The sequence below is a fragment of the Paenibacillus sp. OV219 genome, from assembly GCF_900110075.1.
Taxonomy (GTDB): Bacteria; Bacillota; Bacilli; order Paenibacillales; family Paenibacillaceae; genus Paenibacillus_Z.
On record NZ_FOCJ01000007.1, the window covers coordinates 202,040 to 225,863 of the forward strand.

The 23,824-nt window shown below is 51.3% G+C and carries 25 protein-coding genes; 15 read left to right on the forward strand and 10 right to left on the reverse strand.

The window, feature by feature from the left end; genetic code table 11:
• Nucleotides 1–253: 253 nt before the first annotated feature.
• A complete protein-coding gene (locus tag BMY11_RS18570) occupies nt 254–469 on the reverse strand; it encodes a hypothetical protein (RefSeq protein WP_090579422.1) in 216 nt (71 codons plus the stop codon).
• 26 nt (nt 470–495) lie between these two features.
• Nucleotides 496–1,086, reverse strand: coding sequence for a DUF3238 domain-containing protein (locus BMY11_RS18575; RefSeq protein WP_090579425.1), 591 nt, complete (start codon nt 1,084–1,086; stop codon nt 496–498).
• A 135-nt stretch (nt 1,087–1,221) separates the two neighbouring features.
• Here BMY11_RS18575 and pdaA point away from each other — a divergent pair, with 135 nt between their 5' ends.
• Nucleotides 1,222–2,028, forward strand: a complete 807-nt coding sequence (gene pdaA, locus BMY11_RS18580; protein WP_256217638.1) for a delta-lactam-biosynthetic de-N-acetylase — start codon at nt 1,222–1,224, stop codon at nt 2,026–2,028.
• A gap of 66 nt (nt 2,029–2,094) precedes the next feature.
• On the opposite strand, the gene BMY11_RS18585 is transcribed toward pdaA, so the two are convergent.
• Together BMY11_RS18585 and BMY11_RS18590 are read right to left on the reverse strand one after the other, a co-directional pair.
• Nucleotides 2,095–2,637 (reverse strand): hypothetical protein, encoded by a 543-nt coding sequence (locus BMY11_RS18585; RefSeq protein ID WP_090579427.1) that lies wholly within the window; start codon nt 2,635–2,637, stop codon nt 2,095–2,097.
• A gap of 91 nt (nt 2,638–2,728) precedes the next feature.
• Nucleotides 2,729–3,301, reverse strand: a complete 573-nt coding sequence (locus BMY11_RS18590; protein WP_177182707.1) for a MerR family transcriptional regulator — start codon at nt 3,299–3,301, stop codon at nt 2,729–2,731.
• A 375-nt stretch (nt 3,302–3,676) separates the two neighbouring features.
• Between BMY11_RS18590 and BMY11_RS18595 the strand changes: the two genes are divergently transcribed.
• Both BMY11_RS18595 and BMY11_RS18600 read left to right on the forward strand, forming a co-directional pair.
• Nucleotides 3,677–3,967, forward strand: a complete 291-nt coding sequence (locus BMY11_RS18595; RefSeq protein ID WP_090579434.1) for a CD3324 family protein — start codon at nt 3,677–3,679, stop codon at nt 3,965–3,967.
• Nucleotides 3,968–4,087: 120 nt separating this feature from the next.
• Nucleotides 4,088–4,276: a hypothetical protein gene (locus BMY11_RS18600; protein ID WP_090579437.1), complete on the forward strand. Its 189-nt coding sequence runs from the start codon at nt 4,088–4,090 to the stop codon at nt 4,274–4,276.
• Nucleotides 4,277–4,364: 88 nt separating this feature from the next.
• Here the strand turns inward: BMY11_RS18600 and BMY11_RS18605 are convergent, their stop codons facing one another.
• A complete protein-coding gene (locus tag BMY11_RS18605; protein ID WP_090579440.1) occupies nt 4,365–5,309 on the reverse strand; it encodes a prohibitin family protein in 945 nt (314 codons plus the stop codon).
• Nucleotides 5,310–5,538: 229 nt separating this feature from the next.
• Between BMY11_RS18605 and BMY11_RS18610 the strand changes: the two genes are divergently transcribed.
• Nucleotides 5,539–5,775, forward strand: coding sequence for a DUF6953 family protein (locus BMY11_RS18610; RefSeq protein WP_090579443.1), 237 nt, complete (start codon nt 5,539–5,541; stop codon nt 5,773–5,775).
• Between the two features lie 35 nt (nt 5,776–5,810).
• Here the strand turns inward: BMY11_RS18610 and BMY11_RS18615 are convergent, their stop codons facing one another.
• Together BMY11_RS18615 and BMY11_RS18620 are read right to left on the reverse strand one after the other, a co-directional pair.
• Complete coding sequence (locus BMY11_RS18615) at nt 5,811–6,521, reverse strand: DUF421 domain-containing protein (protein WP_090579446.1); 711 nt, start codon at nt 6,519–6,521, stop codon at nt 5,811–5,813.
• A gap of 71 nt (nt 6,522–6,592) precedes the next feature.
• On the reverse strand, nt 6,593–6,901 hold the full coding sequence (locus BMY11_RS18620) for a hypothetical protein (RefSeq protein WP_090579449.1): 309 nt from the start codon (nt 6,899–6,901) through the stop codon (nt 6,593–6,595).
• A 99-nt stretch (nt 6,902–7,000) separates the two neighbouring features.
• Between BMY11_RS18620 and BMY11_RS18625 the strand changes: the two genes are divergently transcribed.
• From BMY11_RS18625 to BMY11_RS18635, 4 genes are all read left to right on the forward strand, one after another.
• Nucleotides 7,001–7,705 carry a pirin family protein gene (locus BMY11_RS18625; protein ID WP_090579451.1) on the forward strand — a complete coding sequence of 235 codons (705 nt, stop codon included), beginning with the start codon at nt 7,001–7,003 and terminating at the stop codon, nt 7,703–7,705.
• 87 nt (nt 7,706–7,792) lie between these two features.
• The gene (locus BMY11_RS28925) at nt 7,793–7,945 is read left to right on the forward strand and encodes a hypothetical protein (RefSeq protein ID WP_177182708.1); all 153 of its coding nucleotides are present in this window, start codon (nt 7,793–7,795) and stop codon (nt 7,943–7,945) included.
• A gap of 637 nt (nt 7,946–8,582) precedes the next feature.
• A complete protein-coding gene (locus BMY11_RS18630; RefSeq protein WP_090579454.1) occupies nt 8,583–12,233 on the forward strand; it encodes an Npt1/Npt2 family nucleotide transporter in 3,651 nt (1,216 codons plus the stop codon).
• Nucleotides 12,234–12,386: 153 nt separating this feature from the next.
• A complete protein-coding gene (locus tag BMY11_RS18635; RefSeq protein ID WP_090579457.1) occupies nt 12,387–12,908 on the forward strand; it encodes a hypothetical protein in 522 nt (173 codons plus the stop codon).
• Between the two features lie 53 nt (nt 12,909–12,961).
• Here BMY11_RS18635 and BMY11_RS18640 read toward each other — a convergent pair whose 3' ends face one another.
• Nucleotides 12,962–13,585, reverse strand: a complete 624-nt coding sequence (locus BMY11_RS18640; RefSeq protein ID WP_090579460.1) for a GNAT family N-acetyltransferase — start codon at nt 13,583–13,585, stop codon at nt 12,962–12,964.
• 138 nt (nt 13,586–13,723) lie between these two features.
• Between BMY11_RS18640 and BMY11_RS18645 the strand changes: the two genes are divergently transcribed.
• Nucleotides 13,724–14,305: an HD domain-containing protein gene (locus BMY11_RS18645; RefSeq protein WP_090579945.1), complete on the forward strand. Its 582-nt coding sequence runs from the start codon at nt 13,724–13,726 to the stop codon at nt 14,303–14,305.
• Nucleotides 14,306–14,323: 18 nt separating this feature from the next.
• Nucleotides 14,324–14,734 carry a hypothetical protein gene (locus BMY11_RS18650; protein ID WP_090579463.1) on the forward strand — a complete coding sequence of 137 codons (411 nt, stop codon included), beginning with the start codon at nt 14,324–14,326 and terminating at the stop codon, nt 14,732–14,734.
• Between the two features lie 798 nt (nt 14,735–15,532).
• Here the strand turns inward: BMY11_RS18650 and BMY11_RS18660 are convergent.
• A complete protein-coding gene (locus BMY11_RS18660) occupies nt 15,533–16,168 on the reverse strand; it encodes a fumarylacetoacetate hydrolase family protein (protein ID WP_090579948.1) in 636 nt (211 codons plus the stop codon).
• A gap of 282 nt (nt 16,169–16,450) precedes the next feature.
• Between BMY11_RS18660 and BMY11_RS18665 the strand changes: the two genes are divergently transcribed.
• The 5 genes from BMY11_RS18665 to BMY11_RS18685 all read left to right on the forward strand — a co-directional run bounded on the left by BMY11_RS18665 (nt 16,451) and on the right by BMY11_RS18685 (nt 22,674).
• On the forward strand, nt 16,451–17,803 hold the full coding sequence (locus BMY11_RS18665; protein ID WP_090579469.1) for an extracellular solute-binding protein: 1,353 nt from the start codon (nt 16,451–16,453) through the stop codon (nt 17,801–17,803).
• A 103-nt stretch (nt 17,804–17,906) separates the two neighbouring features.
• Nucleotides 17,907–18,797: a carbohydrate ABC transporter permease gene (locus BMY11_RS18670; RefSeq protein WP_090579472.1), complete on the forward strand. Its 891-nt coding sequence runs from the start codon at nt 17,907–17,909 to the stop codon at nt 18,795–18,797.
• Between the two features lie 18 nt (nt 18,798–18,815).
• Nucleotides 18,816–19,640, forward strand: a complete 825-nt coding sequence (locus tag BMY11_RS18675; RefSeq protein ID WP_090579475.1) for a carbohydrate ABC transporter permease — start codon at nt 18,816–18,818, stop codon at nt 19,638–19,640.
• A 34-nt stretch (nt 19,641–19,674) separates the two neighbouring features.
• The gene (locus BMY11_RS18680; protein WP_090579478.1) at nt 19,675–21,456 is read left to right on the forward strand and encodes a sensor histidine kinase; all 1,782 of its coding nucleotides are present in this window, start codon (nt 19,675–19,677) and stop codon (nt 21,454–21,456) included.
• Nucleotides 21,457–21,498: 42 nt separating this feature from the next.
• The gene (locus BMY11_RS18685; protein WP_090579951.1) at nt 21,499–22,674 is read left to right on the forward strand and encodes a response regulator transcription factor; all 1,176 of its coding nucleotides are present in this window, start codon (nt 21,499–21,501) and stop codon (nt 22,672–22,674) included.
• A 40-nt stretch (nt 22,675–22,714) separates the two neighbouring features.
• On the opposite strand, the gene BMY11_RS18690 is transcribed toward BMY11_RS18685, so the two are convergent.
• On the reverse strand, nt 22,715–23,761 hold the full coding sequence (locus BMY11_RS18690) for an NAD(P)/FAD-dependent oxidoreductase (protein WP_090579954.1): 1,047 nt from the start codon (nt 23,759–23,761) through the stop codon (nt 22,715–22,717).
• Nucleotides 23,762–23,824: the final 63 nt, after the last annotated feature.

Consider the following 23,824-nt stretch of genomic DNA (forward strand, 5'->3'; position numbering starts at 1 on the left):
CGTGTAGAGAAACCCGCGTTATTTCGAAACAGCGGGTTTCTCTTTTTAGTTTAAGCTTCAACATAAGGGATATAAGAAAATCGTTGTGTCCGGTTCATCGCATACGCTTACGGTTGTCACGAACGCTATTTAGCCTCCAATGGCTAATTTAATTTTCTAACGGTTGCTGTGCAGCTATTAGGTGATATAGCGCCAGTTACAGCGCCAAACAGCTCGAAATGATTAGAAATATCCAATATAGGGACCCACGCCGCTATCGACGCCGAATCTCAAAAAACTCGCAGGCCGAGCGGTCGTGATACGCCACGTCGCTGACGCTGGATTGGCTGACGACGGTGGTGTCGTCGAAGCGGATAATGACGCCGCCTGAATCGACGATATGATCGTCTTTGTAGACACGAAGCCGGAACTGGCGCTCCATCGCCTCGGTGAAATCTTCATCCGTCACTAAACGGTGGTACAAGGCCATAATCGCCATTCCTTCCTTATCAGTAGTTATAGATTACGTTCGAAATGGTACTCCATCTCGCCGGCCATCGCTGCTGGCGTATCGCCAGTCACGCGAAAATCATGCGAATACAGCTGTTCGAAATCACCGAAATCGACCTGTTTATAAAACTCGAAGCAAGGAAAGCCGTCATGGCTGCCTCGCACCTCAACCTTGCCGTCTTCACCATGCACAGTAATGTGCAGCTCATAATCCACCGTCGGCGCATCCGGACGAAGCGGGTTGGCTGCGCTTGCTTTCATGACGAATGAGCAAGACATCGCTCCCCAAGCTTCACCTTCTACCGTGACACCGTCAGTCGGCGCTTTGCCTTGTTTCATCTCCGATACGCCGCCAGGCATCGTCTGTCGCAAAGTCGTATAACCTGTACTCGCGAAAGTGAACAGTTTGCGCTTCACAAAGTCAATGACGACCTCCTGCTCGACACGGGAACGTCCCGTATTGACCGTCGCTGGCGAAAATTCACGTGCATCACCTGCATATTCATATATGATGCCAGTTGCCGAATCTGTGATGGCCGGAAGCCACTGCAGCCCTCCAATAAATACGCTGCCGCGGATTTTTACAATCGTAGCCATTGTTTAACGCCGCCTCTCTCCACTACATTTGCTCCGCCTATTCTAACATAGAACAGCAGCTCACATAAATTCCCGAGCATGGTGAAATCCTACTTATACAGGCAAAGCCAAGCATGAAAGTGGGAATTGATGATAATGAATATGCGAAATCGACGTGCCTTGCTCGGCGTAACCATAGTAGCGGTGCTTGCGGTGCTGCTGCTAGCGAGTGAAGCCGCAAGTGCGATTGCTGGGCCGCATGGCGGACCGTATCATTTTGGATTTAAGAAAAGCGTTGGAGGTGCTCTGCCTTCGATTAAGGAGGAAGGGTTCCAGCCGATCCTTGAGCAGCATGGGGCGATATTTCTAGGCGATACGAAGCAAAAGGAGCTGTACTTGACCTTCGACAACGGCTACGAGAACGGCTATACGAGTCGGATTCTGGATGTGCTCAAGGAGAAAGGCGTCCCGGCAATCTTCTTCGTGACCGGTCACTATGTGAAGGATAAGCCGGAGCTCGTGAAGCGAATGGCGGCGGAAGGGCATCTGATTGGCAACCATTCCTGGAGCCATCCGGACATGAGCGTCATCTCGAGCAGCCAAATCCATACGGAGCTTGCGAAAGTGAAGACGGCGGTTGCTGAGCTGACTGGACAGCAGGACATGACGTATCTGCGCCCGCCGAGAGGGATCTTCAACAGCCATGTGCTAGCTGTAAGCAAGGAGCAGGGGTATACGAGCGTGTTCTGGTCGGTCGCTTACCGGGACTGGGAGCCGAATGCGCAGAAGGGCTGGCGTTATGCGTATGACAATGTGATGAAGCAGCTGCATCCCGGCGCGGTCATTCTGCTGCATTCTGTTTCGAAGGACAACACGGAAGCGCTCAGCCAGATTATTGATGCAGCAAGGCAGCAAGGCTATACGTTTAAGCCGCTGAATGAGCTGGCGACGAAGAGTTATTAATTCTTTATGGCAAAATAATAAGCCCGGTACTCCTACTGTCTTCGGAGGACCGGGCTATTTATACGGTTAAGCTTGTTCGTCAAACATAACAAACACATGTTGGATACCGTCTTTGCCACCATAGATGCTATCGATATAAGTAATGCCAAGGAACCCCAACTTCTGTGCCCATTTCTGTTCTTCGGAGTCCGCTTCATACTTTCCATATCGGTCAAAGATTTGATTCAGGTACATCACGTTTACATAGTTTGTTCCGTCCTTGAATACGAACCACTCGTGCGGCCAAACCACTTGCTTCTTAGAGGGGTTAAACGACTTCGTAGCTAGAATAAGCTGCTTGCCATTACGTAGAACGGAAGCAGTCTTCGTATGATTGTTCCAATTAATCTGATCTGTAGATCTGCCGAATAAGAAACGAATCGGGATAAATTGATCCTTAAACGTAACCGCTGTATTGGCATGATGATAACGGACAGTCACTTCTGTCTTGCGATTGGCTTCAAACTTCTGATCTGCTCGCTGCTCGAGGCTATCGGCGGCACTTGCTAAAGCGACATGAACCAGCAGGACTTGTAATGCTATCGCGAGCGCTGCAATTCGAACCTTCAAAGCGATTCCCTCCGTCATGTGAATTCGATACTATTCAGACGGAAGAGACATTGTGAATGTTACGTTTATAGCGGAAAAGAGTTCTCTAGTTCTAGAACCAGACGAATAACGATCGGAACAAGCCGCGCTTGCGCGAAGGCAGTCCGGTTGAGGCGGCTGCTGTTTCAGCTGCTGAGGCGCTGAGCTCCGCCATCGGCGATGCTGGCTTGCGGGCCGTCTCGAGCGACGCGGCAAGCTGCTCGACCATGCGGCGCAGCTCGTCAAGCTCCTCGCGGTGCTGCAGCACTTGGGCGGCGACGACCTCGTCGGCCTTCTGCTCCAGCTTGCGCTCGACAGAGCGGATACGTGCCAGCAGATCAGTCTCCTCGGGAGCCGCGACCGAGGCTGCGACCTCTAGCATAGCTTGATTCATGGGCTGCTGTGCCGCCTGCGCTTGCGCCTGCTCTGGTTCCGGTTCTGGCAATACGATCTGATCCATCGTCTCACCATTCTCGAGCGCTGCCTTAATGATTCCGAGCATGGCGAGATCCTGCTGCGTGAAAATATAGTGTCCGAAGCGGTCCTTTTGGAAGTAGTGCGGGAAGTGGGAGGCCCAGCGTTTGACCGTTGTTTGGCTCACGTTCAGCGACTCAGCTGCGTCCTTGCTTTTGACAAGTTCCATCATTCCAATCACTCCGTTCAGATGTGGGATGTATCGAAGTATTCGAGCTATAGAAGCGGGTCCCTGCATGGGTGACAAAGGAAGTGCTCATTCGCTAAACAAAGTGGTTTTGCGATAGTTATTGCGTGAGATACGGAGTGTAAGCAGGAGATCATGCGGAGGTGGCGAATGAGAATAATGGAAATAGTAGGTAAAAATTCCGATTTGTTTGAATGAGAGGAGGGTATGCGTATATGTCACGATTGACTGGAAGCTCTATGCAAGGTCTACACTATAAACAACGGCGGTTGTTTGTATGGAGCTTCGCAAGATCTACCGCCTAGTTTGTAGGATAGACTTTGCTACCTTAAAGAATTTATTTTAAGGAGCAGAGCGAATATGAAATATATTAATGCAGATGTTATTTTTCCTGCAGAGTTGTTGAAGGAAATACAGAAGTATGTGAGCGGCGGAATGGTTTACGTTCCAACGCCTGTAGGCTCAAAGAAGCAATGGGGAGAAAATTCCGGCAGCAAGCAGATGCTAAGGCACAGAAACGATGAAATACGTCAACAATTCTCCGCTGGCATCACAATAGACGAGCTTTCGTCGCGCTATTGTCTCTCTTGCGATAGCATCAAAAAAATTGTCTATAACCGGAGCAAACCGGCAAAAGTCGCATCGGACTAATGGATGCGCCTTTTTTTATACCATAAATAGCTCTAACCGTTTGTTATATATATCCGGGTGGAGCCATCCCCTATAATGACCTTATTCATATGAATAAATGATTGATGAGGGGGCAACATCATGCCGAAATCTACACGCGGAAAATCGCTCTGGAACACCCCGTCTCACGGGCGCGGAACATGCCCTGCATGCGGGACGACTAGAATCAAGCTGCTATACTCCCGGTCCAGAACAGACGGGAAGATTATAAAAGTATGCAAGCTCTGCCGTAGTGCGTCCCAAGCGAAGCTGGACGGTACTCAGTCGTAAGGTGAGCATCTGAGAGATTTAGAGCAAAAAAGAAGCGGCACAGGATCAAACTCCTGCGCCGCTCTTTGGTACGTGCGGATTGTCTTCCTTAAGGCTGTTTGCTCTCGTTCGCGTTCGCGCTTGTGCTATCCAAAGCAGCTGTATCATCCGCTGCTTTATCCGCGCCGCTCGCATTCGGCACACTCGCGGAACTGCTACTGATGCTGCCTGCCAGCGAATTCACATCAATGAAAGGCATCGCGCCGCCTGTTACGGTCGGCAGATGACCATCCCACTTATCGACCGCCATCTCCTGCACCTCGATCTGCTTCAGCTGAACGAGCTCCGGCGTCACTTCCTGTTTCTTCAGCTTAAGCGACTCCGCTTCCGCCTGCGCCTGCGCGACCTTCTGCTTCGCTTCAATCTGTACGCGTTTGAGATCGTTCTCCGCCTTCAATGCCTGCTGCTGCGCTACTTGCTTCGCCTCAATCGACTGATTGAACGCATCAGAGAACTTGAAATTCACGATGTTAATATCGGCGACGATAAGGTTGTATTTGGCGAGCCGCGTCGTTAGATGCTCCCGCACTTCGGCTGCAACGATGTCGCGCTTGGCAATCAGATCCTCCGCCGGATACCGTGCCGTCACTTCCTTCACAATCTCCTGAATCGCCGGATTGACGATGACGTTATCGAAGGAGCCTCCGACGTTGTTCATCAGCTTATAGGCAGCCGCTTTATCAACAGCATAGTTGACGGCGACATGCGTGGATACCGGCTGCAGGTCTTTGGAGGAAGCCGACGTATCGGTCTCGGCCTTGGTCACCTGCACATTCACTTGGATGATGCTCTGTACGAATGGGATTTTCATATGAATGCCTGGCGCCAGTATGTTATCATTCAGTTTGCCGAACGTTTTGTATAAGCCGACGTTGCCGTATTGGACGGTGGCAAAGCCGTTAAAAGCGACAATGAGGCCGACGACGACAAGAGCCGAAAGCCAGATATAAGGCTTAAAGTTCACTTTCTTCGTATTCGGTTCGATGACATGCATGCATGAACCCCTCCACAATCGTTTTTTTAAAATATAAGAAAGTATGAGTTTGCTCGATACTTTACTTATATTTTTCCGCGAAACGCAGCTTTTGCCACTAGAGGACGGCGACAGCCGTTTACGCTTTAATACGGGCTGCTACTCATAGGTATGCGGTTGTTAAGGATACATACGGTTTTTAGGGGCAATGGTAACAATAGATTTAGCACGAAAGGAAGGGGACAGGGCAATGGAGCATACAGCACAGGAAGTGGCGGAATGGATGATTAAGGAGCTGCAAGCGGTGGGTATTCTGCGTCAGGAGCAAGTAGTGGCGCATATTAAAGCTCATTACGGCGAGCACTTCATCTACGTGAATGAGAACGGCAATGAGTCGATCGACAAAGAAGTGAAGAAGGCATTTAAAAAGCTGCACGGCGGGCGCGCAGCTTGGGAGCGGGACGGATTTTTCTGGGCATGGACATAAGACGGAGTTAGAGCTATTAGGAGCAGCTCCGAGTCCTATTCCGAGTTAATCGGATGTTTAAGCTGATCATGGTACAGATCGAAGTACACGGAACCGTCGGTTCCACGCACGGCATAACACACATCATCAAGCGTCAGTCCACGGCGCCGCATCTGCTTGTTTAGCCAATCCATATCAAGCCCGCTGTTCTCCATATTGGTAATGGCGGGCTTGCCGTCCATAATGAGCTCGATGGGGAATTGGCTCTCAGCAGGCGTCTTCACGCCGAGATCCTTCTTCGTCACTTGTCGGAACTGGGGCTTCTTTAGCACGGATAACTTGCCGTTCAGCTCCAGCACCGCATACTCGACTTCATTGATGTCGAAAATATCTTTTTCCCGCAGCTCCTGATTGAGTGTATCGAGCGTGAAGCGCAGCTTGCGCAGGTTATGCTCGAGGATTTTGCCATTTTCCATCATGATTGTCGGCTTGCCGGACACCCACTTACGCAGATGCCGGCTTCGCAGGGACACGACGGAAATGAGGAGCGCGATCCCGCTGAAAGTCAGCAAAGCGGTAATTTGGTTCCACGATTTCAGGTCGGTGTTGAACGCCAAATTTGCTGTAATGGCGCCGAGCGTAATGGTGGATACGAAGTCGTGATAGGTTAACTGGGTTAACGTTTGTTTCCCGATTATGCGCGCAATGATCATGATGAGAACGAATGCGGCGATAGAGCGGATGATCGTCTCTATTGTAGTATTCATGGGATTTGGTTCTCCTCGCAGCTAGCAGAATGTTCCACTAGTGTAACCGCGAGAGCGCAGTGTCATCCGGTTTAAACGTTGTAGTCCATTTTGCCATCAGCGTGAATGGTCAATTTCGCATCGGTGTTGTTATAATCGACGATTCCGTGTGTAGAATAATACCATGTCTTCTTGTCGACAGCGCCGCTCTCAATCACGAAGATATTCAGCTCATCGTTGTGACGACAGATATCCTCAGCAATTGCGGTATCTGCCAGGTCGATGGTCAGCCTCCAGCCTTCGCGGTCGCTCGCAGGCGTAATGGCAAAGCTCACTTCATGTTTCTTCGAATCGAGAAATAAGCGGCCGCCAACGGTGTGGCGAATGTACAAATGATCCATAGCGATCCCTCCTTGACAAGCTTACTATAGCACACTATTATACTTACATAAAGTAAGTTGGTATACAAAATTTCAACGATACAAAGGAGTGTTTTAACGATGATTACGACGTATCCGGCCTCATCGCGATATTCGGGCGATACCGGCTGGCTCCAATTTAATTTTAGTTTCTCTTTTGCTGATTATTACGATCCGAACAACATGAATTTTGGCCCACTGCGGGTATTTAACGAGGATTATATTCAACCTGGCAAAGGATTCGGCACACATCCGCACCGTGATATGGAGATCGTCACGGTAGTCATCAGCGGCGAGCTGGCGCATGAGGACAATACGGGCGGCAAAGAAGTTCTGCGCGTGGGCGAAGTGCAGCGGATGACGGCTGGAACGGGCATCCTGCATTCCGAAGTCAATTCATCGAGCACGGAAGTCGCGAACATTATGCAGCTATGGTTCCTCCCAGAGGAGAAGGGGCTTACGCCATCTTATGAGCAGAAGGCATTCGATCAGAACGCTATGGTTAATGCGTTGCTTCCTATCGTATCGAAGAGCATCCTTGGCGAGTCGATCACGACCATCCATCAGGATCTAACGATCTACCTGTCGAAGCCGGAAGCAGGCAAGACAGTCACCTTCAACCAAGCACCTGACCGCAAAATCTATCTGTTCGTTATTGACGGCGACGTTACGCTGAACGGCTCTAATCGCCTTAACCGCAGCGATGCAGCGCGCATTACGGATGTGACAGAGCTTACGATCACGTCGGAGAACGGCGGGCGGTTCATGCTGATTGACTTGCCTTAACAATTGGCTGGCGCAAGCTGCATAAGTTGCTCCGCTGCCGTCAACAATAGAGAGTATCTATCACTCTAGTAAATGGAGGGGATTCTCTTGAATTACAGACCGGCACAGTTGGACGGACAAGCGCTAGCGCGTCTGCAGCAGCTTGAAACAGAGCTGAGGCAGCTGACATCGGACAACAACATCGTTATTGTCGCGTATCAGACTTCCGCGGAGCGGTTCGAATCGCAGGGCGAGCAGTAGAGAGCAATAGTGAGCAATGGAATAGGACGGGATTTTAGGATTTTAGGGCATGGCCTTTAGGGCACGGACTCCGCATGAGGCGGGGACCGTGCTTTTTGTTGGTCGGTTTAATCTGGTAGACGCTGGTAGGACCTTTCGGCCTCAGGGAGAAGTTGCTCGGAACGAATACCTAATACCTTCGGCAAGCTCGGAAGCTGACGGATGTTAGCCTCACTACCTACTAACGCTTCCCGAGAAAATCTCGGGCAACCTGGGCCTTATCCTTAACTGGGTAAGGCTTTTCGGATTGAACGAAAGAAGCTGGTTTGGTGGACTACATTGACGGAAAACTGGTGAATTATGCGAAAGAAGCTGGTCTGGTGGACTACATTAGCGGAAAACTGGTGAATTATGCAAAAGAAGCTGGTCTGGTGGACTACATTGGCCATAGAGAGTCCTCAGGGTCACCACATTAGGAGGAAATCTGCGAGTTTGAGCCAAAGAGGGGTACCACGAAACCCACATCAGTGAGAAATCCACGAGATTCAGGAACTGCACCTCTCCAACCAGTTCTTTTTCTATTTTATCTAGTTCCCTAGAACCAGAATTTTGGTATAAAATAGAGAAATATGTAGGAGAAGGTTAAGGAGCTGCGAGGATGAAAATCAAATCGGGGATGATTGCCCAAACGTTTCAGAGGTTCGGTGAGGACAAGGAAGAATACTCGAAGGTGCTGTTCCTTGTCCTCTATTTATTTGCCATTACTTCGGCTTCAACGATTGGGCGAACGGCGGCGGATGCGCTGTTTTTGTCCCATTTTGGCGCCTCGCAGCTGTCGTTCATGTATGTGCCTCAATCGGCCGCGCTTATACTGGTCGGATTCCTGTTTCAACGGATCAGCCCTCGATTCCGGATGGACCAGCTGCTCTATGTGCTGATTCCGATTCTCTCATCGCTTGTGCTTCTTTCCAGGCTCGGTGTTGGATTGGATTTCAAATGGGTGTATCCGGTCATCTATGTCGGCTATGACGTGTTCAACTTCCTCATGGTCGTCTGCTTCTGGCAGTTTGCGACCTCCGTGCTCGATCAGCGGAAAGTCAAACGAACGATCGGCCTAGTCGGCAGTGGCGGCTTGATCGGCAGCATTGTCAGCGGCTTCGGACTGAAGGCGGTCGCTCCGCTTGTGGGCACCCCGAATCTCATTTTCTTCTACGCGGGGATGCAGTTAATCGCGCTGGTAGCGGTTGTCCAGCTGACTCGCCGCTCGGATGTGAGCGTATTCGCAGTCCGCAAACAACAACCGAATACCGGGGCGAAGAAGAAGCAGCCGGCAAAAGAAAGCAAAGGCGGCATGTTCCACCACGTACCGCATCTAAAATACGTCGCAATCATGTCGGCGGCGCTCGTCATTACGCTGACACTTATTGATTATCAGTTCAAAGTCATCTTGAAGAGTACGCTGGAAAATGATGAGCTCGCCGGCTTCATGGGAAGCTTTTACGGCTATTCGGGCCTCCTTGCCCTGTTCGTTCAGCTGTTCATCGCGGGCAAGCTTCTGACGCGCTTCGGCGTTATGGCGGCGATACTGGTGTTCCCGATTGCCTTGTTCACAGGCAGCCTCGGCGTTCTGCTCATGCCTGTGCTCGCGATGGTCGTCATTGTGAAGGGCAGCGACAAGGTGCTCGGCGATACGATCAACTCCTCGGTCAATCAGCTCATTATGTTTCCGGTTCCTCCAGAATGGCGCAATCAGGCAAAAAGCTTCCTCGACGGTATTGTCCGCAACGGTGCCAAAGGAGTGGCGGCGATCGGCCTTATCGCTCTGTCTCAGCTGCTCACGACACCGCAGTTCAGCTATGTCATTCTAGCACTTCTGACCGTATGCATCTTTGCGGCGGTAAAGGTGAAAGGGGCTTATTTGCAGGCGCTCTTGTCGACACTAAAGACAAGGGGGCATGATCTGCAGGAGGGTCAGCTCGACCTGATGGACCCTGCCAGTCTCGCTGTACTGACAGGTACGCTGACGAATCCCGAGAAGGGGCAGGTGCTGTATGCGCTGAAGATTTTGCAAGAGGTAGACGGGTTTGACCTGATGCCGCATATGGAAGGACTGCTTCAGCATCCGGCGCAAGAGGTGCGCGTGGAGGCGCTTCGGTACATGGAGCGGGTCCGTCCGGCAGGACAGGAAGAGACGCTGCTTGCACAGATGCAGCAAGAGGGCCATAGTCTCGTGCAAGCTGGAGCGGTGCTGGCGTTGTCCGCTTATGCGAAGGAAGAGTATCTTGACGAGATCACAGCACGGCTAACCGTGGAAGATATGGATGTGAAATCCGCCGCGATTGCCGGCCACATTAAGTATTACGGCATTGAGGGGATGTTCCGTGCCGTCGGCACGTTGAAGCAGCTCATGGAGAGCTCGCATGAGGACGAGCGGACGAGGATGGCGATTTTGTTCGGTCAGATCGGTATCCGCGGGTTCTACAAGCCGCTTATTCCGCTGCTGAGGGACGATTCGCCGCAGGTGCGTAAGTATGCGGTGCAATCGGCTGCGCTGCTTGGCGTGACGGAGCTTGTGCCGCACATCGTACCGCTCTTGACGCATAATGAGACGAGGGAGCCTGCGGTGGAGGCGCTTGCGGCATATGAGGAGAAAGTGATTTTGCCGCTGCTTGCGCCGTATTTTGAGATGGACGCGGCCCTGCTTTATTTGCCAAAAGTATTCGAGCGAATCGGCGGACAAGCGGCCTTCGACGTATTGATGGAGCGATATCCGGCATCGGGCTTCGAGCTGCGGGATAAGCTGCTTGAGGCGATGTCGCGCATGCGTAAGGGCATCTCTTATATCGATGCGAAGCGGATTGAGATGCATATCTATCTAGAACTTGATCTGTACTGGAAGTTTACCGCCTATCAGCGGGATATGGGCGGGGCTGAAGGCTACAGCGAGGTTGCCGAAGCGATTGAGCAGTCGCGGCTTGAGATGATCAAGCGAATCTTCCAGCTGCTTGGCTTTATGTATGATGCAAGCACGATTAGTGCGGTATACGTGAACTGGTCGGAAGGGCAGGCGCGACAGCAGGCGAATGCAGCGGAAGTGATCGATCAGCTCGTTCAGGGCAACCTGCGGATGGAGCTGGCGAAGCTAATGGCTGCGCCGCGGATTATAGCACCAAGTGCAGCAGGGACTGGCGCTGGTACGGCAGCTTCGCGCGAGCAGTCGCTGCCGAATTTGGACTGGCTGTACGATCAGGGCGAAGAGTGGCTGTGCCAGGTCATTCAATTCGCTGCGGCAAGGCGCGGCGAGCGGATTGCCCTCGGAAAGGCGACCGGAGCTGAAGCTGGAGACTCAGGCGATGCGGCATTGACGGCGCAGGTGGATGAGGCGTGGCTCGGCGATCAGATGGATCGCATCGAGATGCTGAAGAAGGTTTCGCTGTTTGAAGGACTGACGGGCAGAGAGCTGGCAGCTTTTGCGCTGCGTATGGAGCAGCTTGTCTATCCGCAGGGCAGCACGGTGTTCCGTCAGGGTGACCCTGGCGATGCGCTCTATATTATTCGCAGCGGTAGAACCGCCGTTTACCAAGGCAGCGAGAAGGTGAACGAGCGAATCGCTGGCGAGACGTTCGGGCAGACGGCGATTCTGACGCACCGATTGCGCACAGCGACGGTTGTCGCAGAAGAAGAGCTTGTGCTCTTGCGACTCGATTCGGCTGCGTTCTATGATGTCATGTTCGACCGCACGGGCATCGCGCTTGAGATGATGCGGCTGCTCTCGCGGCGGCTGCGCTCGAAGCTGGCGCGCACAGCGGCTGCTCCTGCATCCCAAGCGGAGCAGGAGGTGGCGGCATCGATGGAATCGGTGGAGACGGAGGCGTCGAATGCGCATTTGATGCAAAGTGAAACGATTTTGCGGCGGGTTCTGATTCTGCAGAAGATCGAGCTGTTCGCGCGCTTATCGCAGGAGGATGTCATAAAGCTCGCTCAAGCTGTGGAAGAAGTGGAATATGCACCAGGTGAGTCGGTTTGCAAAGTGGATGATTACGGCGATACGTTGTACGGTATCATCGAAGGAAACATTCGTATTCATAAAGGAAGCGAGACGTTCGCGACACTTGGCGAAGGCGAATATTTCGGCGAGATGGCGGTTATCGACAGCGGTCTTCGCTCAGCAGACTGTACAGCGGTAGGTCGGACGGTCGTGCTGCAGCTGCACCGCGACCAAGTCTTTGCGCTATGCTTCCAAAATATCGACGTATTGAGAAGCATGATGCAAGTGCTTGCGGACCGTCTGCGGGGTATGCTGTTATAAGCTGGTAGATTTTAGAAAAATCTGTTGAAGGAATCGGACAAACCGATCAATAACATGATGAACGACTGAGAGAGAAGAAGCAGTGTAAGCGAGCTCTTCTCTTTCTTTTTATGTCGAAACGTTGTACGGTATCCATAGAAGGAAGTATTCGAGATGGCGATTATCGTCTTGAAGGAGTGGGGTTTTACGGTGAAAGGGTTTATGAAGTTGGTTGTCCTGTTATGCGGTCTGGTGGTGCTGCTTGCCGCATGCGGAGGGAAGACGGAGACACCGCTGTCGGTGAGCGACAAGGTGAGCACGACCGATCTAAGTGCGGAGAAGGGCGGCGCGGCGGAGCTCGGCATGACCGAGAAGGAGCTTGTGGACAAGCTGGGCAAGCCGGAGAGGGCGCTGAACGAAGGTAGAACATTCCTTCTCATGTACGAGAGCTATCAGTATACGACGCTTGACAGTAAGGTGCTCGGTTACTCGATCGGGCCGGAAGCGGCAACAGCACGAGGCGTGAAGCTTGGCGACTCAAAGGAGCAAGTGCTGAAACAGTACGGCGATGCGTACTACACGCTCGGCGAGTCGATCGGGTATATCGACAAGACGAAGCAGCTGTCGCTGGATTTCAAGCTGAAGGATGATAAAGTGGTCGCCATCAACTTGGCGTCGTTGGAGCTATACGAATAGAGCAAAGCCCACCTCGGGAGTGATCCTGTGGTGGGTTTTTACTTTTGTTATTGTTATTGAACGGTATGTCCCTGCGCTCGAAGATCCAACAAATACGGCCGAGGTGGGTGAGGATTATCCATGGGAGGACGCAGCCCTGTATTATAAGCGGCGGGTTCAACGTGCAGATGCTGAACAATCTCGCTCCACTTCTGTTTTTCATTTGCAGCGGTTAATCGAGGCCGGAACCCAGCGTTCAGATAGCTTTTGATTGCAGGTAAGTTGCTGCTGTCGACGTCGAGTAGTGCGGTTTGCTGGCCTCTAAGCGCGATAACATCGCAGAGTTGCAGCACCATTGAAGTGCCAAGACCTTTACCCCGGTGTGTTGGGATGACGCCTACGAAAATAATAAAGCCTTCGTTCTCGCCCCACCGCCAAGGCTGGCTCCAAGCGGTCGCTGTTCCGCAAGGTGTGCCTGCTTCGTCAAACAGCACATGCACACGCTCGGGTAGATACGAGTAGTTATCGACCATAACGTGTTCGAAAGCGCCCGCCTGATAGTCTCCGAACGCGGCGTCCATCACCTTTTCCCACAGATAGCCTTCTTCACGCGCTATAGATCTGAACGTATAGCCAGCCGGGAGGGCTTTTGCTGTTTGCTCACCCTGGGTCACATTTTTCTCCATCGTTACATCCATTCGTCTGTCGCCCCGCAATCATGTATACTATTACTAAATTCTACCAAGCTTGTGATCTGGTAGATAGGGAATGGCCTTTTTATAACTAAAATGTACCCAACACTGATTTGGCAGATAGGGAGTGGCGTTGTGGAAGAGATGCTGAGCAAGCAGATGGAGTTTCTTGTCGAGATTGACAAGCTAAAGCAAGTGGAGCGCAGGACAAAAATTATGAGTGGCGATCGACTTGAAAATGACGCGGAGCATACGTGGCATCTCGCTATGATGGCGCTAATTCTGCAAGGTCACGCCAATGCGGAAGTGGATCTGCTCAAGGTGATTCGGATGCTGCTCGTGCACGATTTGGTTGAGATCGATGCTGGCGATACGTTTGCGTACGACACCAAGGGCAATGAGGATAAACATGAGCGAGAGCTGAATGCGGCGAAGCGGATTTTCGGATTGCTGCCAGAGGAGCAGGCGGCTGAGCTCATGGAACTGTGGTTGGAGTTTGAACGTAAAGAGAGTCAAGAAGCGAAGTTTGCCAGTGCGCTCGATCGGTTGCAGCCGCTCATTAACAATTTCAATAACGATGGCGATACGTGGCTAAAGTACGGCATAACGAGCGGTCAGGTGCTTAATCGCAATCGGGAGATCGCTGATGCCTCGGATAAGCTGTGGGATTATGCGCAGCAGCTGGTGCGCAAGTCAGTGGACCAGGGAATTCTGAAGGAATCGTAACGGACAGGAGTGGTGGGGATGCTTTTGAAGCCTTACAAAACGTTGCTTGTCGCTATCGTGCTTTGCGTCCTGCAATTGTCGCTTGCGGTCTTTCGGTTATTTACGACGAATCAGGAGTGGATGCCAGCCTTTATTGGCTTCACTTATTTTCTTGTAAGTCTGGTCCTCTTCGGGGTTCTTGTTGTGCTGCTAATCGATCTGTTGACGGAAGCGCGGAGAACGATCCAGGGCCGAATTATTAACAAGGAAGGCAAGATCATACACGTGCTACGAGACGATGGGAAGCTGGGGCGGTATCGAATTATCGTGCCCGAGGTTCTGGAGACGCTGCATGCTGAACATAGAGTCGAAATTGTGAGCACGAATCTGGCGAACATCCCCAGTCGCATCACGGTGGTTGAGTATCAAGCCGCGCGAAAATGGAGCTAAGAGAGCAAATGTGCTCTCTCAGCACCAAAACTAACCCGAAAAGCCGCCGAGAGATCATATATGATCTCTCAGAGCAGAGCGAACTCGCTCGCCGCGCGAAAATGGAGCTGAGAGAGCAAATGTGCCCTCTCAGCTCCACAACTAACCAGAAAAATCACCGAGAGATCATATATGATCTCTCAGAGCAGAGCGAACCCACTCGCCGCGCGAAAATGGAGCTGAGAGAGCAAATATGCTCTCTCAGCATCAAAACTAACCCGAAAAGCCGCCGAGAGATCATATACGCTCTCTCAGAGCAGAGCGAACCCGCTCGCCGCGCGAAAATGGAGCTGAGAGAGCAAATATGCTCTCTCAGCATCAAAACTAACCCCAAAAGCCGCCGAGAGATCATATACGCTCTCTCAGAGCAGAGCGAACCCGCTCGCCGCGCGAAAATGGAGCTGAGAGAGCAAATATGCTCTCTCAGCTTTAAAACTAACCCGAAAAGCGACCGAGAGATCATATACGCTCTCTCAGAGTAAAGCGAACCCGCTCGCCGCGCGAAATGGAGCTGAGAGAGCAAATGTGCTCTCTCAGCACCAAAACTAACCAAAAAAACCGCCGAGAGATCATATATGATCTCTCAGAGCAGAGCGAACTCGCTCGCCGCGCGTGGGTCGTATGCTGAGAGAGGGAAAACCCGCTCTCAGCCCCCGAATTCACAGCGACCACGCCGCTGTGATCACATAAACCAAAAAGAAGCCGAGAGATCAAATCCTGATCTCTCGGCTTCTTCACGCACTCGCGCCTCCGGCGCTCCTACCCCATGTCCACATAAAGTGGACCATAGGTCACTTCATTGCCGCCAGCGGCAAGGCGCAGCTCCAGCGTGTCGCCGTCCGCGAGCGGGCCGACGCCTGCCGGCGTGCCGGTGTAGATGACGTCACCGGTGCCGAGGCCCATGTTCGAGCCGATGAAGTCGACCAGCTGCTGCAGCGGGAAGATCATATCCTTCGGGCAGCCTTGCTGCACGATCTCATCATTCTTAATGAGGCTGAAATTTAACGCCTCGAATTCCGCTTCTCCGGCGAAAGGCGTGAACTCTGTCAGCACGGCGGAGCCGACGAATCCTTTGGCAAGCAGCCAAGGGTGGCGCTTCTCCTTCAGCTTGGACTGCACATCGCGCGCCGTCAGGTCGATGCCGAGGGCGATACCGTCGATGAGCTCGTCCACCTTCATGCCAGGACGATAGCTCGCACCTACACGCACAACGACCTCCAGCTCATAATGAATCTCGCCGATCGAGCCCGACAGCGCAAGCTTCCCAGTTGCCGGATGCAGCGCGTGCGTAGGCTTCGAGAAGATCATCGGCTCCTCCGGTACATCGTTGCCAAGCTCCTTGGCATGAAGGGCATAGTTACGTCCTACACAGTAAATGTTGCGAATCGAATCCATCGATGACATGTTCTATTTCCTCCAAATTGGTTGGTAATTTATATATTTTTATAATAACACGACAGCCGGTTTCACATTATATCATTCTATATCCTTCGCTTTATATGAATTTCTATAATGTCTCCGCGAAACGTTAGCTTTTGCCGAATAGACGGCGCCAGCCGTTTGCACTTGTTCATATCGATCTTGAAAACGCAAACCTTAATCCCTAATTTCACGCATTGTTGGTAAAGGCCTAGTGCATGATAATAAGCGTATACCAACCCGAGGGGGAATAGAGAAATGGCTAACAAAGCATTAAAAACAACTGCAGTCGCAGTCACAGCGGCAGCATTGCTTCTTGGCGCAACAGCTTGCGGAAGCAAAAACGACAACAATACAAACAATACAACGAATACAGGCAGCACGAACGCTGGCACGAACGAACCAGCTGCTGAGAACGTAACAATCACGTTCCAGAACATCTACCCAGATCCAGAAACGCCTTCGTACAAAATGCTTCACACGATTGTTGATCAATATCAGAAGGACCACCCGAACGTGAAGGTCGAGCTAGACTCCCTGAACACGGACCAACAAAAACTGAAGCTGAAGACACAAGCAGCTTCCAAAGAAGTTCCGGACATCACAATCGTGAACCCGTCCGCACAAATGAAGCCATATGTTGATGCAGGCCTGCTCGCACCACTGAACGACATGCTCGATCAGAACGGTTTGAAAGACACTTTCCAAAAAGGCCTTCTTGACTCCTACAGCTTCGACAACAACGTATACGCGTTGCCAGACGGCAACAACATCGAGGTTGTTTACTACAATAAAGACCTGTTCACGCAAGCAGGCATTACAGCTCCACCAACAACGTTCGAAGATCTCGTAGCTGACGTTAAAGCGCTCAAAGCGAAGAACATCACGCCAATCGCGATCGGTGAGAAAGACTCCTGGACAGGTTCGTTCTTGTTCATGAACGTTCTTCTTCGCACAAACGGCGGCCCAGGCTTCCTGTCCGAAGTACTGGATGGCAAGAAAACATTTAACGATCCAGCATTCACTGACGCAGTATCGAGCTTCCAAGACCTGATTCAAGCAAAAGCATTCCCAGATGGCGCAACTTCCGTCGATTACAACACTGGCGGTAACCTCTTCAAAACAGGTAAAGCGGCAATGTACATCATGGGTACATGGGAAACTGGCGCAATCGACGCTTCGTCCGTAGCTGGTAAAGTAGGCGTGTTCAAATTCCCTACTGTTAAAGGCAAAGGCGATCCAGACCAATACATGCTTGCTCCAGGTTCCGCATTCGCGGTTTCCGCGAACAGCAAGCACCTGAAAGAAACAAAAGACTTCCTGAACTACTTCATGACAGAAATGCCTAAGAAGCAGTTCGAACTGAAAAATGCAGTAGGTAGCGGTCAAATCATGAGCGGTGACTTCAAAGCAGCTGGTTACTCGGATCTTGCAATCGCAGTACTTGACCTGTTCAAGAACGTTAAAGGCGGCGACCTTGCTTTCGATAACACAATGAAACCAGCAATTGCACAAGCTCACCTGAGCAGCATCCAAAACATGTTCGTGCAAAAAGTTGACCCAGCGAACGTTGCGAAAGAGCACCAATCGGCATACGACTCGAACAAGTAAGCTTTTAAATAACAAATAGTCGTTTGCGGGTGGAGGTACTTTGCTGATCTCCATCCGCATTCGGCTTTCTTTACAATTTATAATGACTCAGGAGGCAACCTACGTGAATGTTTTAAAAGTCCCGGCCCGTACAATTGCAGTTTTCGTCCTGCCGTGTCTGATTCTCTACATCGGCCTCGTGTTCGTGCCAATCCTTGTAGCTGTGTATGACAGCTTGCTGGACTGGGATAGCATCAATAAGGCGAAATTTATCGGGCTCGATAATTTTAAAACGATGCTATTCCACGACACGAATTTCTGGCCTTCCGTGCGTCACACGCTTGGTTACGCGGTATTTTCCATGTTGGAAATTCCGATTTGTCTGTTTGTTGCAGCACTTATGAACCGCTATGTGCGTAAAGCGAATACTCTCGTTTCCCTTTACTTTGTACCTGTTATTTTGTCGGTCGTTATTATCGGCCAACTTTGGAAGACCATCTACAACCCGACTGATATGGGCGGCATGCTTAATGGAATTCTGACATCGCTAGGGCTGAGTAGCTGGACACATAACTGGCTGACGGAGCCTAAAATTGCAATGTATTGCTTGTATTTTGTATCGCTATGGCAATATTTCGGCTATCACTTGCTCATTCAATACACAGGCGTACAGAACATTCCGACGGAAGTGTATGAAGCGGCGAAGATCGATGGCGCAGAAGGCTTTAAAGCAGATTGGTATATTACTTACCCAATGGTTATCCCGATCTTCAAAATCTCGATCATCCTCTCGTTCATCGGTTCCCTGCAGGCGTTTGACCTGGTATGGGTTATGACAGGCGGCGGCCCGGCGCACGCGACGGATACGATCTCCACACATATGTACAACATGTCGTTCCTATCCTTCAAGTACGGATACGGTAGCGCCCTTGCGACATTCCTTGTGTTTGTTTGCTTGGTATTCACAGTCTTCATTAATTTCGTCTTCAAAAAAGTCGAAGCAAGATACACCTAGAAGGGAGAACAATAGATCATGGCAAGTGTTAAAAAAGGGCTCGTGTATCTGCTTCTCTCGATCCTTGTCGTTACGCAAATTTACCCATTGTTTTGGCTGGTCATGTACTCGCTCAAAACGAACGAAGAAATTCTCGGCTCAAGCTTCTTCGCACTGCCGAGCTCGCCGCAATGGGGTAACTATAAAGCCGCGTATAAAGGCGGACATTACTTGCAGTACCTTGGCAACAGCATCCTCGTAACGTCGGTTACTCTGCTGTGCGTTATCATCCTGAGCGCGATGGTTGCTTACGCCATTTCCCGGTTCAAATGGAAGCTTGGCCCGGTTGTAACGCTCGTGTTCTTGCTCGGGATGATGATTCCGATGCAGGCTACGCTGCTGCCGCTCATGGTTATTTTTAAACACATGCACATCTTGAACACGCGCTGGGCGCTGATTCTGCCTTACATTACGTTCTCCACGCCAATTGCTGTCTTTATCCTGAGCGGATTTATGCGCGGCATTCCAGCGGAGATCGAAGAATCGGCATTCATGGATGGCGCAAGCGTGTATCGGATCTTCCGCAGCATCATCCTGCCGATCTCTGTACCGCCGATTATGACGGTATGTATTCTGACGTTCATTACGATCTGGAACGAATACATTATGGCGGCTACATTTATTTCCAAAGAAGCATTGAAAACTCTTCCTTTCGGCGTATATACTTTTGTCAGCCAATACAATGTTAACTATGGCGCAATTGGTGCTTTCCTTATCCTCGGCGCGCTGCCGGTGCTGCTCGTATACTTCATCCTTTCGGAGCGTATTACAAAAGGTATGGTTGCAGGTGCGGTTAAAGGATAAGCGTAAAGCCCGGAGGAAAGGGCGAAGAGCGAACATGTCACGGGGATTTCATTCCATTCAATATCGGCTATTCGTGCTGTTTCTGATCAGCATGTCAGCTATCGTACTGATTGTCAGCATCCTGTATTACAACCGGACAACGGTGCAATTTCAAGAGAAGGTAAGCGGCCTGTCCAAGCAGAACGTCTCGCAGACGGCAGGTCTCTTCGATCTTCTTCTGAAAGGCTATGACAGCATGTCCAAGTCTGTCATCGGCAACAATGATTTTTCCCGAATTATGAGCACGCCTACAGTCGACAGCCCTGCTGTCGATTATTTTAATGAGCGGGCCATTACGAATATTCTCGGTGCCGTCTTCCTCTCGCAGGAAGATCTGATCGGCATTCATGTCCTGACGGATAAAGGGAAAGTATATAATTACGGCAATTTTGCCAATGTGATCGACCCCGAGTACACCAAATCGCACTGGTATCAAGAAATTCAAGGGTCCAGCGGCAGTATGGTTTGGCTCGGGGTTTATAAGCGTTCCATTATTGATCAGGTCGAGAGCCGCTCTGTGTTTGCGTTCGGACGCCGGATTTATGACCTTAACAATCACCGCCAAGTCGGCGTTGTCCTCTTCGAGACGAGCTCGCAGGCGATCGTGAATGCGATGGAAAACTTGAAGCTTGGCGTACATAGCGAGGTTTACTTGATGTCGAGCAACGGAGAAGTGATCTCGTCGACGTCCCAGACCTGGGATGATCAAAGGATGTCGACCCTGCCTCGGCCCAAAGGGGGCGTGCCTGTCGTAGTTGAGAATGATGGAAATCTCATTGTGGCGTCGCAGCTGCCTTTTGCAGATTGGACGGTGCTCAGCGTGACTCCGGAACGAGACTTGAATGTCGAGCTGGCAGAGACGAAGCGATTCCTCATTTATGTAGGTGCTGCGCTCGTGCTTGTTGCGATTCTCATTGCTACGATTTTCTCACGGACGATCTCTTCACCGCTGAAGCGCCTCATTTCGGAGATGAAGCAGGTCGAGATCGGGAACTTCCGCGGGTCGCTCAAAGTAACGTCATATCAGGAAATTAATATACTCGTCGCATCGTTTAATCAGATGGTAAATCAGATATCAGAGCTGATCGAGCGGGTGAAAATCTCGTCCGTTAGTGAGAAGAATGCAGAGCTGCAAGCGCTGCAATCACAGGTGAATCCGCATTTTCTATACAATACGCTTGATATGATTTATTGGATGCTCGACGAGAAGGGACATGATCGGCTCGGGGAAGTCGTGCTGTCGCTGTCCCGGCTGTTCCGTTACAGCAGCCACTGGGATCAAGGCGTGGCAGTCAGCCTGCGTGAGGAGATTGAGCAGACGCAGCATTATTTGACCATTATTGTGACTCGCCTTGAAGGTAGGCTCACGGTCGATGTTGACGTCGACGAGACGTGGATGAATGTTCCATTACCGAAGATGACGCTGCAGCCTGTTATTGAGAATGCCGTGAAGTACGGCCTGGAGCCGCTTCTCGACTGGGAAGGGAAGCTGCGGGTTTATATTGAAGCGGATGATCGCAAGCTGCACATTATGGTGCAGGATAATGGGATAGGCATGGATGCCGCCAAATTAAAGCGGATTAATACATTACTAGATAAGCCTGAGGAAGCAGCGAAGGATGAGGAAGGACTAGAAGGGATTAGGCAGGAAGGCGGCATTGGACTTGTCAATTTGCAGCGGCGTATCCGCCATATGTATGGCGAAGCGTACGGACTTGAGCTGCGAAGCGAGCCGAATGAAGGCACCACGGTCATTATTACCGTTCCTTATCAGTAGATGTAAGGCGTTAGAGGCAGGAAGGAGGAGCTGCAGATGGCAGTGAATATCCTCATTACGGATGACGAGGGCGTCATTCGTGAAGGTGTGAAACGGACTATTAAGCGGGCATTCCCCGATTACGATGTGCATTTGGCAGCCTCTGCGGAGGATGCGGTGCAAATTCTGGAGAGTCAACCGATCGATATCGTGCTTACTGATATATTAATGCCAGGGATCGACGGTCTTGAGTTTATGAAGATGTCCCGGCGGAAGTACCCGCACGTGAAGTGGGTCGTCATATCGGCACATTCGGAGTTCTCCTATGCGCAGAAAGCGGTGCGGCTTGGCGCTCGGGATTATTTGCTGAAGCCGATCGGTAAGCAGCGCTTGGAGGAATTAATTGAACAGCTTGCTGAAGAGGCGAAGGAAGAGTCCACTTCTACCAAGGAAGGCGAGCTGCTGAAGACGAACCTGAAGTACTTGCGTGAAGCCGTGTTCCAGCGTTTGGCGACTGGTCTAGCGCTTGGTAATCTCGACATTGCCCCGCTCATTGAGCGCTATCCAGAGTTTCGCCTTGTTATGGTGCGAATCGAAGAAGCAGTGAAGAACGTTCAGCTGGAGCATTTTATTATCGAGAATGTGCTTTCTGAACTGATTGATCTGCATGGGCAGGGCTTCGTCGTCAGCTTTGACCGACAGAGCTTGCTTGGCCTGGTACAGCTGAAGAACGACAAGACGGTGGAAGGGCTGGCGCAGGATCTGAAGAAGCATCTAAGCCATTATTTGAAATTGCCCTTCCACATTACATTCTCAGAAGCCATCAGGGAGTTCAGCCGCATACCCGAAGAAGTACGTCGTCTGCGCCAAGCGCTAGCTCCTGCATCGAGCGACCGGCCAGAGGGCAGCGGCGACAAAGCGATTGAGGTTGCCCTGCAATACTTGAAGGCGCACTATAACGAGGAGCTGTCGCTCGAGAAGGTTGCAGCTGTCGTGTTCCTAAATCCGATCTACTTCAGCCAGCTGTTCAAGCAGAAGACGGGCCAAGGCTATAAGGATTATGTCATCAGCTTGCGCATTGAACAGGCGAAGGAGCTGCTGCAGCAGTCGGGTATGAAGCTCGTAGAAATTGCCGAGCGAATCGGTTATACCGATGTGCGCCACTTCACGCAAGTATTCCGTCGCAAAATGAATGTAACACCAACTGAATACCGTCAGCAGATTACGGCTGAACGCTAATCGAAGAGTGATAGGAGGGGGAACTTAGTCCCCCCTCCTATCACTCTTCTTCGTCTACCGCGACGCCGAGCTGGCGGTTCTTCTCCTTGAATCTCGAGTTGTGAGAGGAGACATAGGCGGTTTTGTCCGCCTTCGGATCGAGATACACATTCACGCTGTTCGTAGCGTTCACAGCATCGGTGAACGTGCCTGCGATTAGATGCACCTTGCTGTCATGCATAACGAAGTCGCCTGCGGCGAAGACACCTGGCAGATTCGTCTCCATTTTGGAGCTGACAGGTATATGCCACTCGTCCATCGCAAGGCTCCAATCCCGTATTGGGCCGAAGTTATAGCGCAGCCCGTGGTTTACGATTACGGCATCGACAGGGACTTGCTCCGTCTCCCCAGTCTCTATATGTGAGAGGGTAACTCGGTCAATCGCCGTCCCGTTGCTGCTATGCAGCGCTTGAACGGCATAAGGCGTCCGAACATTCGCGGACGATTCCTTCATCCGCGTCACATTTCGCTCATGGCCGCCGAACTGGTCACGTCTGTGAACGACGGTCAGGCTGGCTGCAATCGGCTCGATCATGTTCGCCCAGTCAACCGCAGAATCGCCCCCTCCGGATATAAGCACATGCTTGCCTTTGAACTCCTCAAGCGCCTGTACGGTATAGTGCAGGTTCGTCACTTCGAACCGGTCCACACCTTCAATATCCAACTTCGCAAGCTCCAAGATCCCGTAGCCGATGGCGAGTACGACGGAACGCGTCCAGTGCTTCTCGCCAGCTGAAGAAGTGAGCAGCAGCGTATCATCCGCTTGCCGCTCCATTCCGATAATTTGCTGACCGAGCACAACAGTTGGCTCGAACGTCATTGCCTGGGTAATGAGCTGTTCGATGAGCTTCTCACCTAGTGTAGGAGTCAGCCCGCCAACGTCCCAAATCATTTTCTCCGGGTAAATCAGAATCCGTCCTCCAAGCTCTTCGCGCGCCTCGATGATCTTCGTCTTCAGCTCCCGCATGCCGCTATAGAAAGTCGTGTAGAGCCCGGCCGGGCCGCCTCCAATAATGGTGACATCAAATAATTCTAGTTGCTCGCTCACATTCGTATTCATGTTCTTGTAACCTGCTTCCCCTATTGGTTTTATCTGATATCCGCGTTATGT

Bases quoted from the DNA above. Each gene is read 5' to 3' on its own strand.
- BMY11_RS18570 (WP_090579422.1), bottom strand. From the start codon at position 469: ATGGCCTTGTACCACCGTTTAGTGACGGATGAAGATTTCACCGAGGCG.
- BMY11_RS18575 (WP_090579425.1), bottom strand. From the start codon at position 1,086: ATGGCTACGATTGTAAAAATCCGCGGCAGCGTATTTATTGGAGGGCTG.
- pdaA (WP_256217638.1), top strand. From the start codon at position 1,222: ATGAATATGCGAAATCGACGTGCCTTGCTCGGCGTAACCATAGTAGCG.
- BMY11_RS18590 (WP_177182707.1), bottom strand. From the start codon at position 3,301: ATGATGGAACTTGTCAAAAGCAAGGACGCAGCTGAGTCGCTGAACGTG.
- BMY11_RS18595 (WP_090579434.1), top strand. From the start codon at position 3,677: ATGAAATATATTAATGCAGATGTTATTTTTCCTGCAGAGTTGTTGAAG.
- BMY11_RS18600 (WP_090579437.1), top strand. From the start codon at position 4,088: ATGCCGAAATCTACACGCGGAAAATCGCTCTGGAACACCCCGTCTCAC.
- BMY11_RS18605 (WP_090579440.1), bottom strand. From the start codon at position 5,309: ATGCATGTCATCGAACCGAATACGAAGAAAGTGAACTTTAAGCCTTAT.
- BMY11_RS18610 (WP_090579443.1), top strand. From the start codon at position 5,539: ATGGAGCATACAGCACAGGAAGTGGCGGAATGGATGATTAAGGAGCTG.
- BMY11_RS18615 (WP_090579446.1), bottom strand. From the start codon at position 6,521: ATGAATACTACAATAGAGACGATCATCCGCTCTATCGCCGCATTCGTT.
- BMY11_RS18620 (WP_090579449.1), bottom strand. From the start codon at position 6,901: ATGGATCATTTGTACATTCGCCACACCGTTGGCGGCCGCTTATTTCTC.
- BMY11_RS18625 (WP_090579451.1), top strand. From the start codon at position 7,001: ATGATTACGACGTATCCGGCCTCATCGCGATATTCGGGCGATACCGGC.
- BMY11_RS18630 (WP_090579454.1), top strand. From the start codon at position 8,583: ATGAAAATCAAATCGGGGATGATTGCCCAAACGTTTCAGAGGTTCGGT.
- BMY11_RS18635 (WP_090579457.1), top strand. From the start codon at position 12,387: ATGGCGATTATCGTCTTGAAGGAGTGGGGTTTTACGGTGAAAGGGTTT.
- BMY11_RS18640 (WP_090579460.1), bottom strand. From the start codon at position 13,585: ATGGATGTAACGATGGAGAAAAATGTGACCCAGGGTGAGCAAACAGCA.
- BMY11_RS18645 (WP_090579945.1), top strand. From the start codon at position 13,724: ATGCTGAGCAAGCAGATGGAGTTTCTTGTCGAGATTGACAAGCTAAAG.
- BMY11_RS18650 (WP_090579463.1), top strand. From the start codon at position 14,324: ATGCTTTTGAAGCCTTACAAAACGTTGCTTGTCGCTATCGTGCTTTGC.
- BMY11_RS18660 (WP_090579948.1), bottom strand. From the start codon at position 16,168: ATGGATTCGATTCGCAACATTTACTGTGTAGGACGTAACTATGCCCTT.
- BMY11_RS18665 (WP_090579469.1), top strand. From the start codon at position 16,451: ATGGCTAACAAAGCATTAAAAACAACTGCAGTCGCAGTCACAGCGGCA.
- BMY11_RS18675 (WP_090579475.1), top strand. From the start codon at position 18,816: ATGGCAAGTGTTAAAAAAGGGCTCGTGTATCTGCTTCTCTCGATCCTT.
- BMY11_RS18680 (WP_090579478.1), top strand. From the start codon at position 19,675: ATGTCACGGGGATTTCATTCCATTCAATATCGGCTATTCGTGCTGTTT.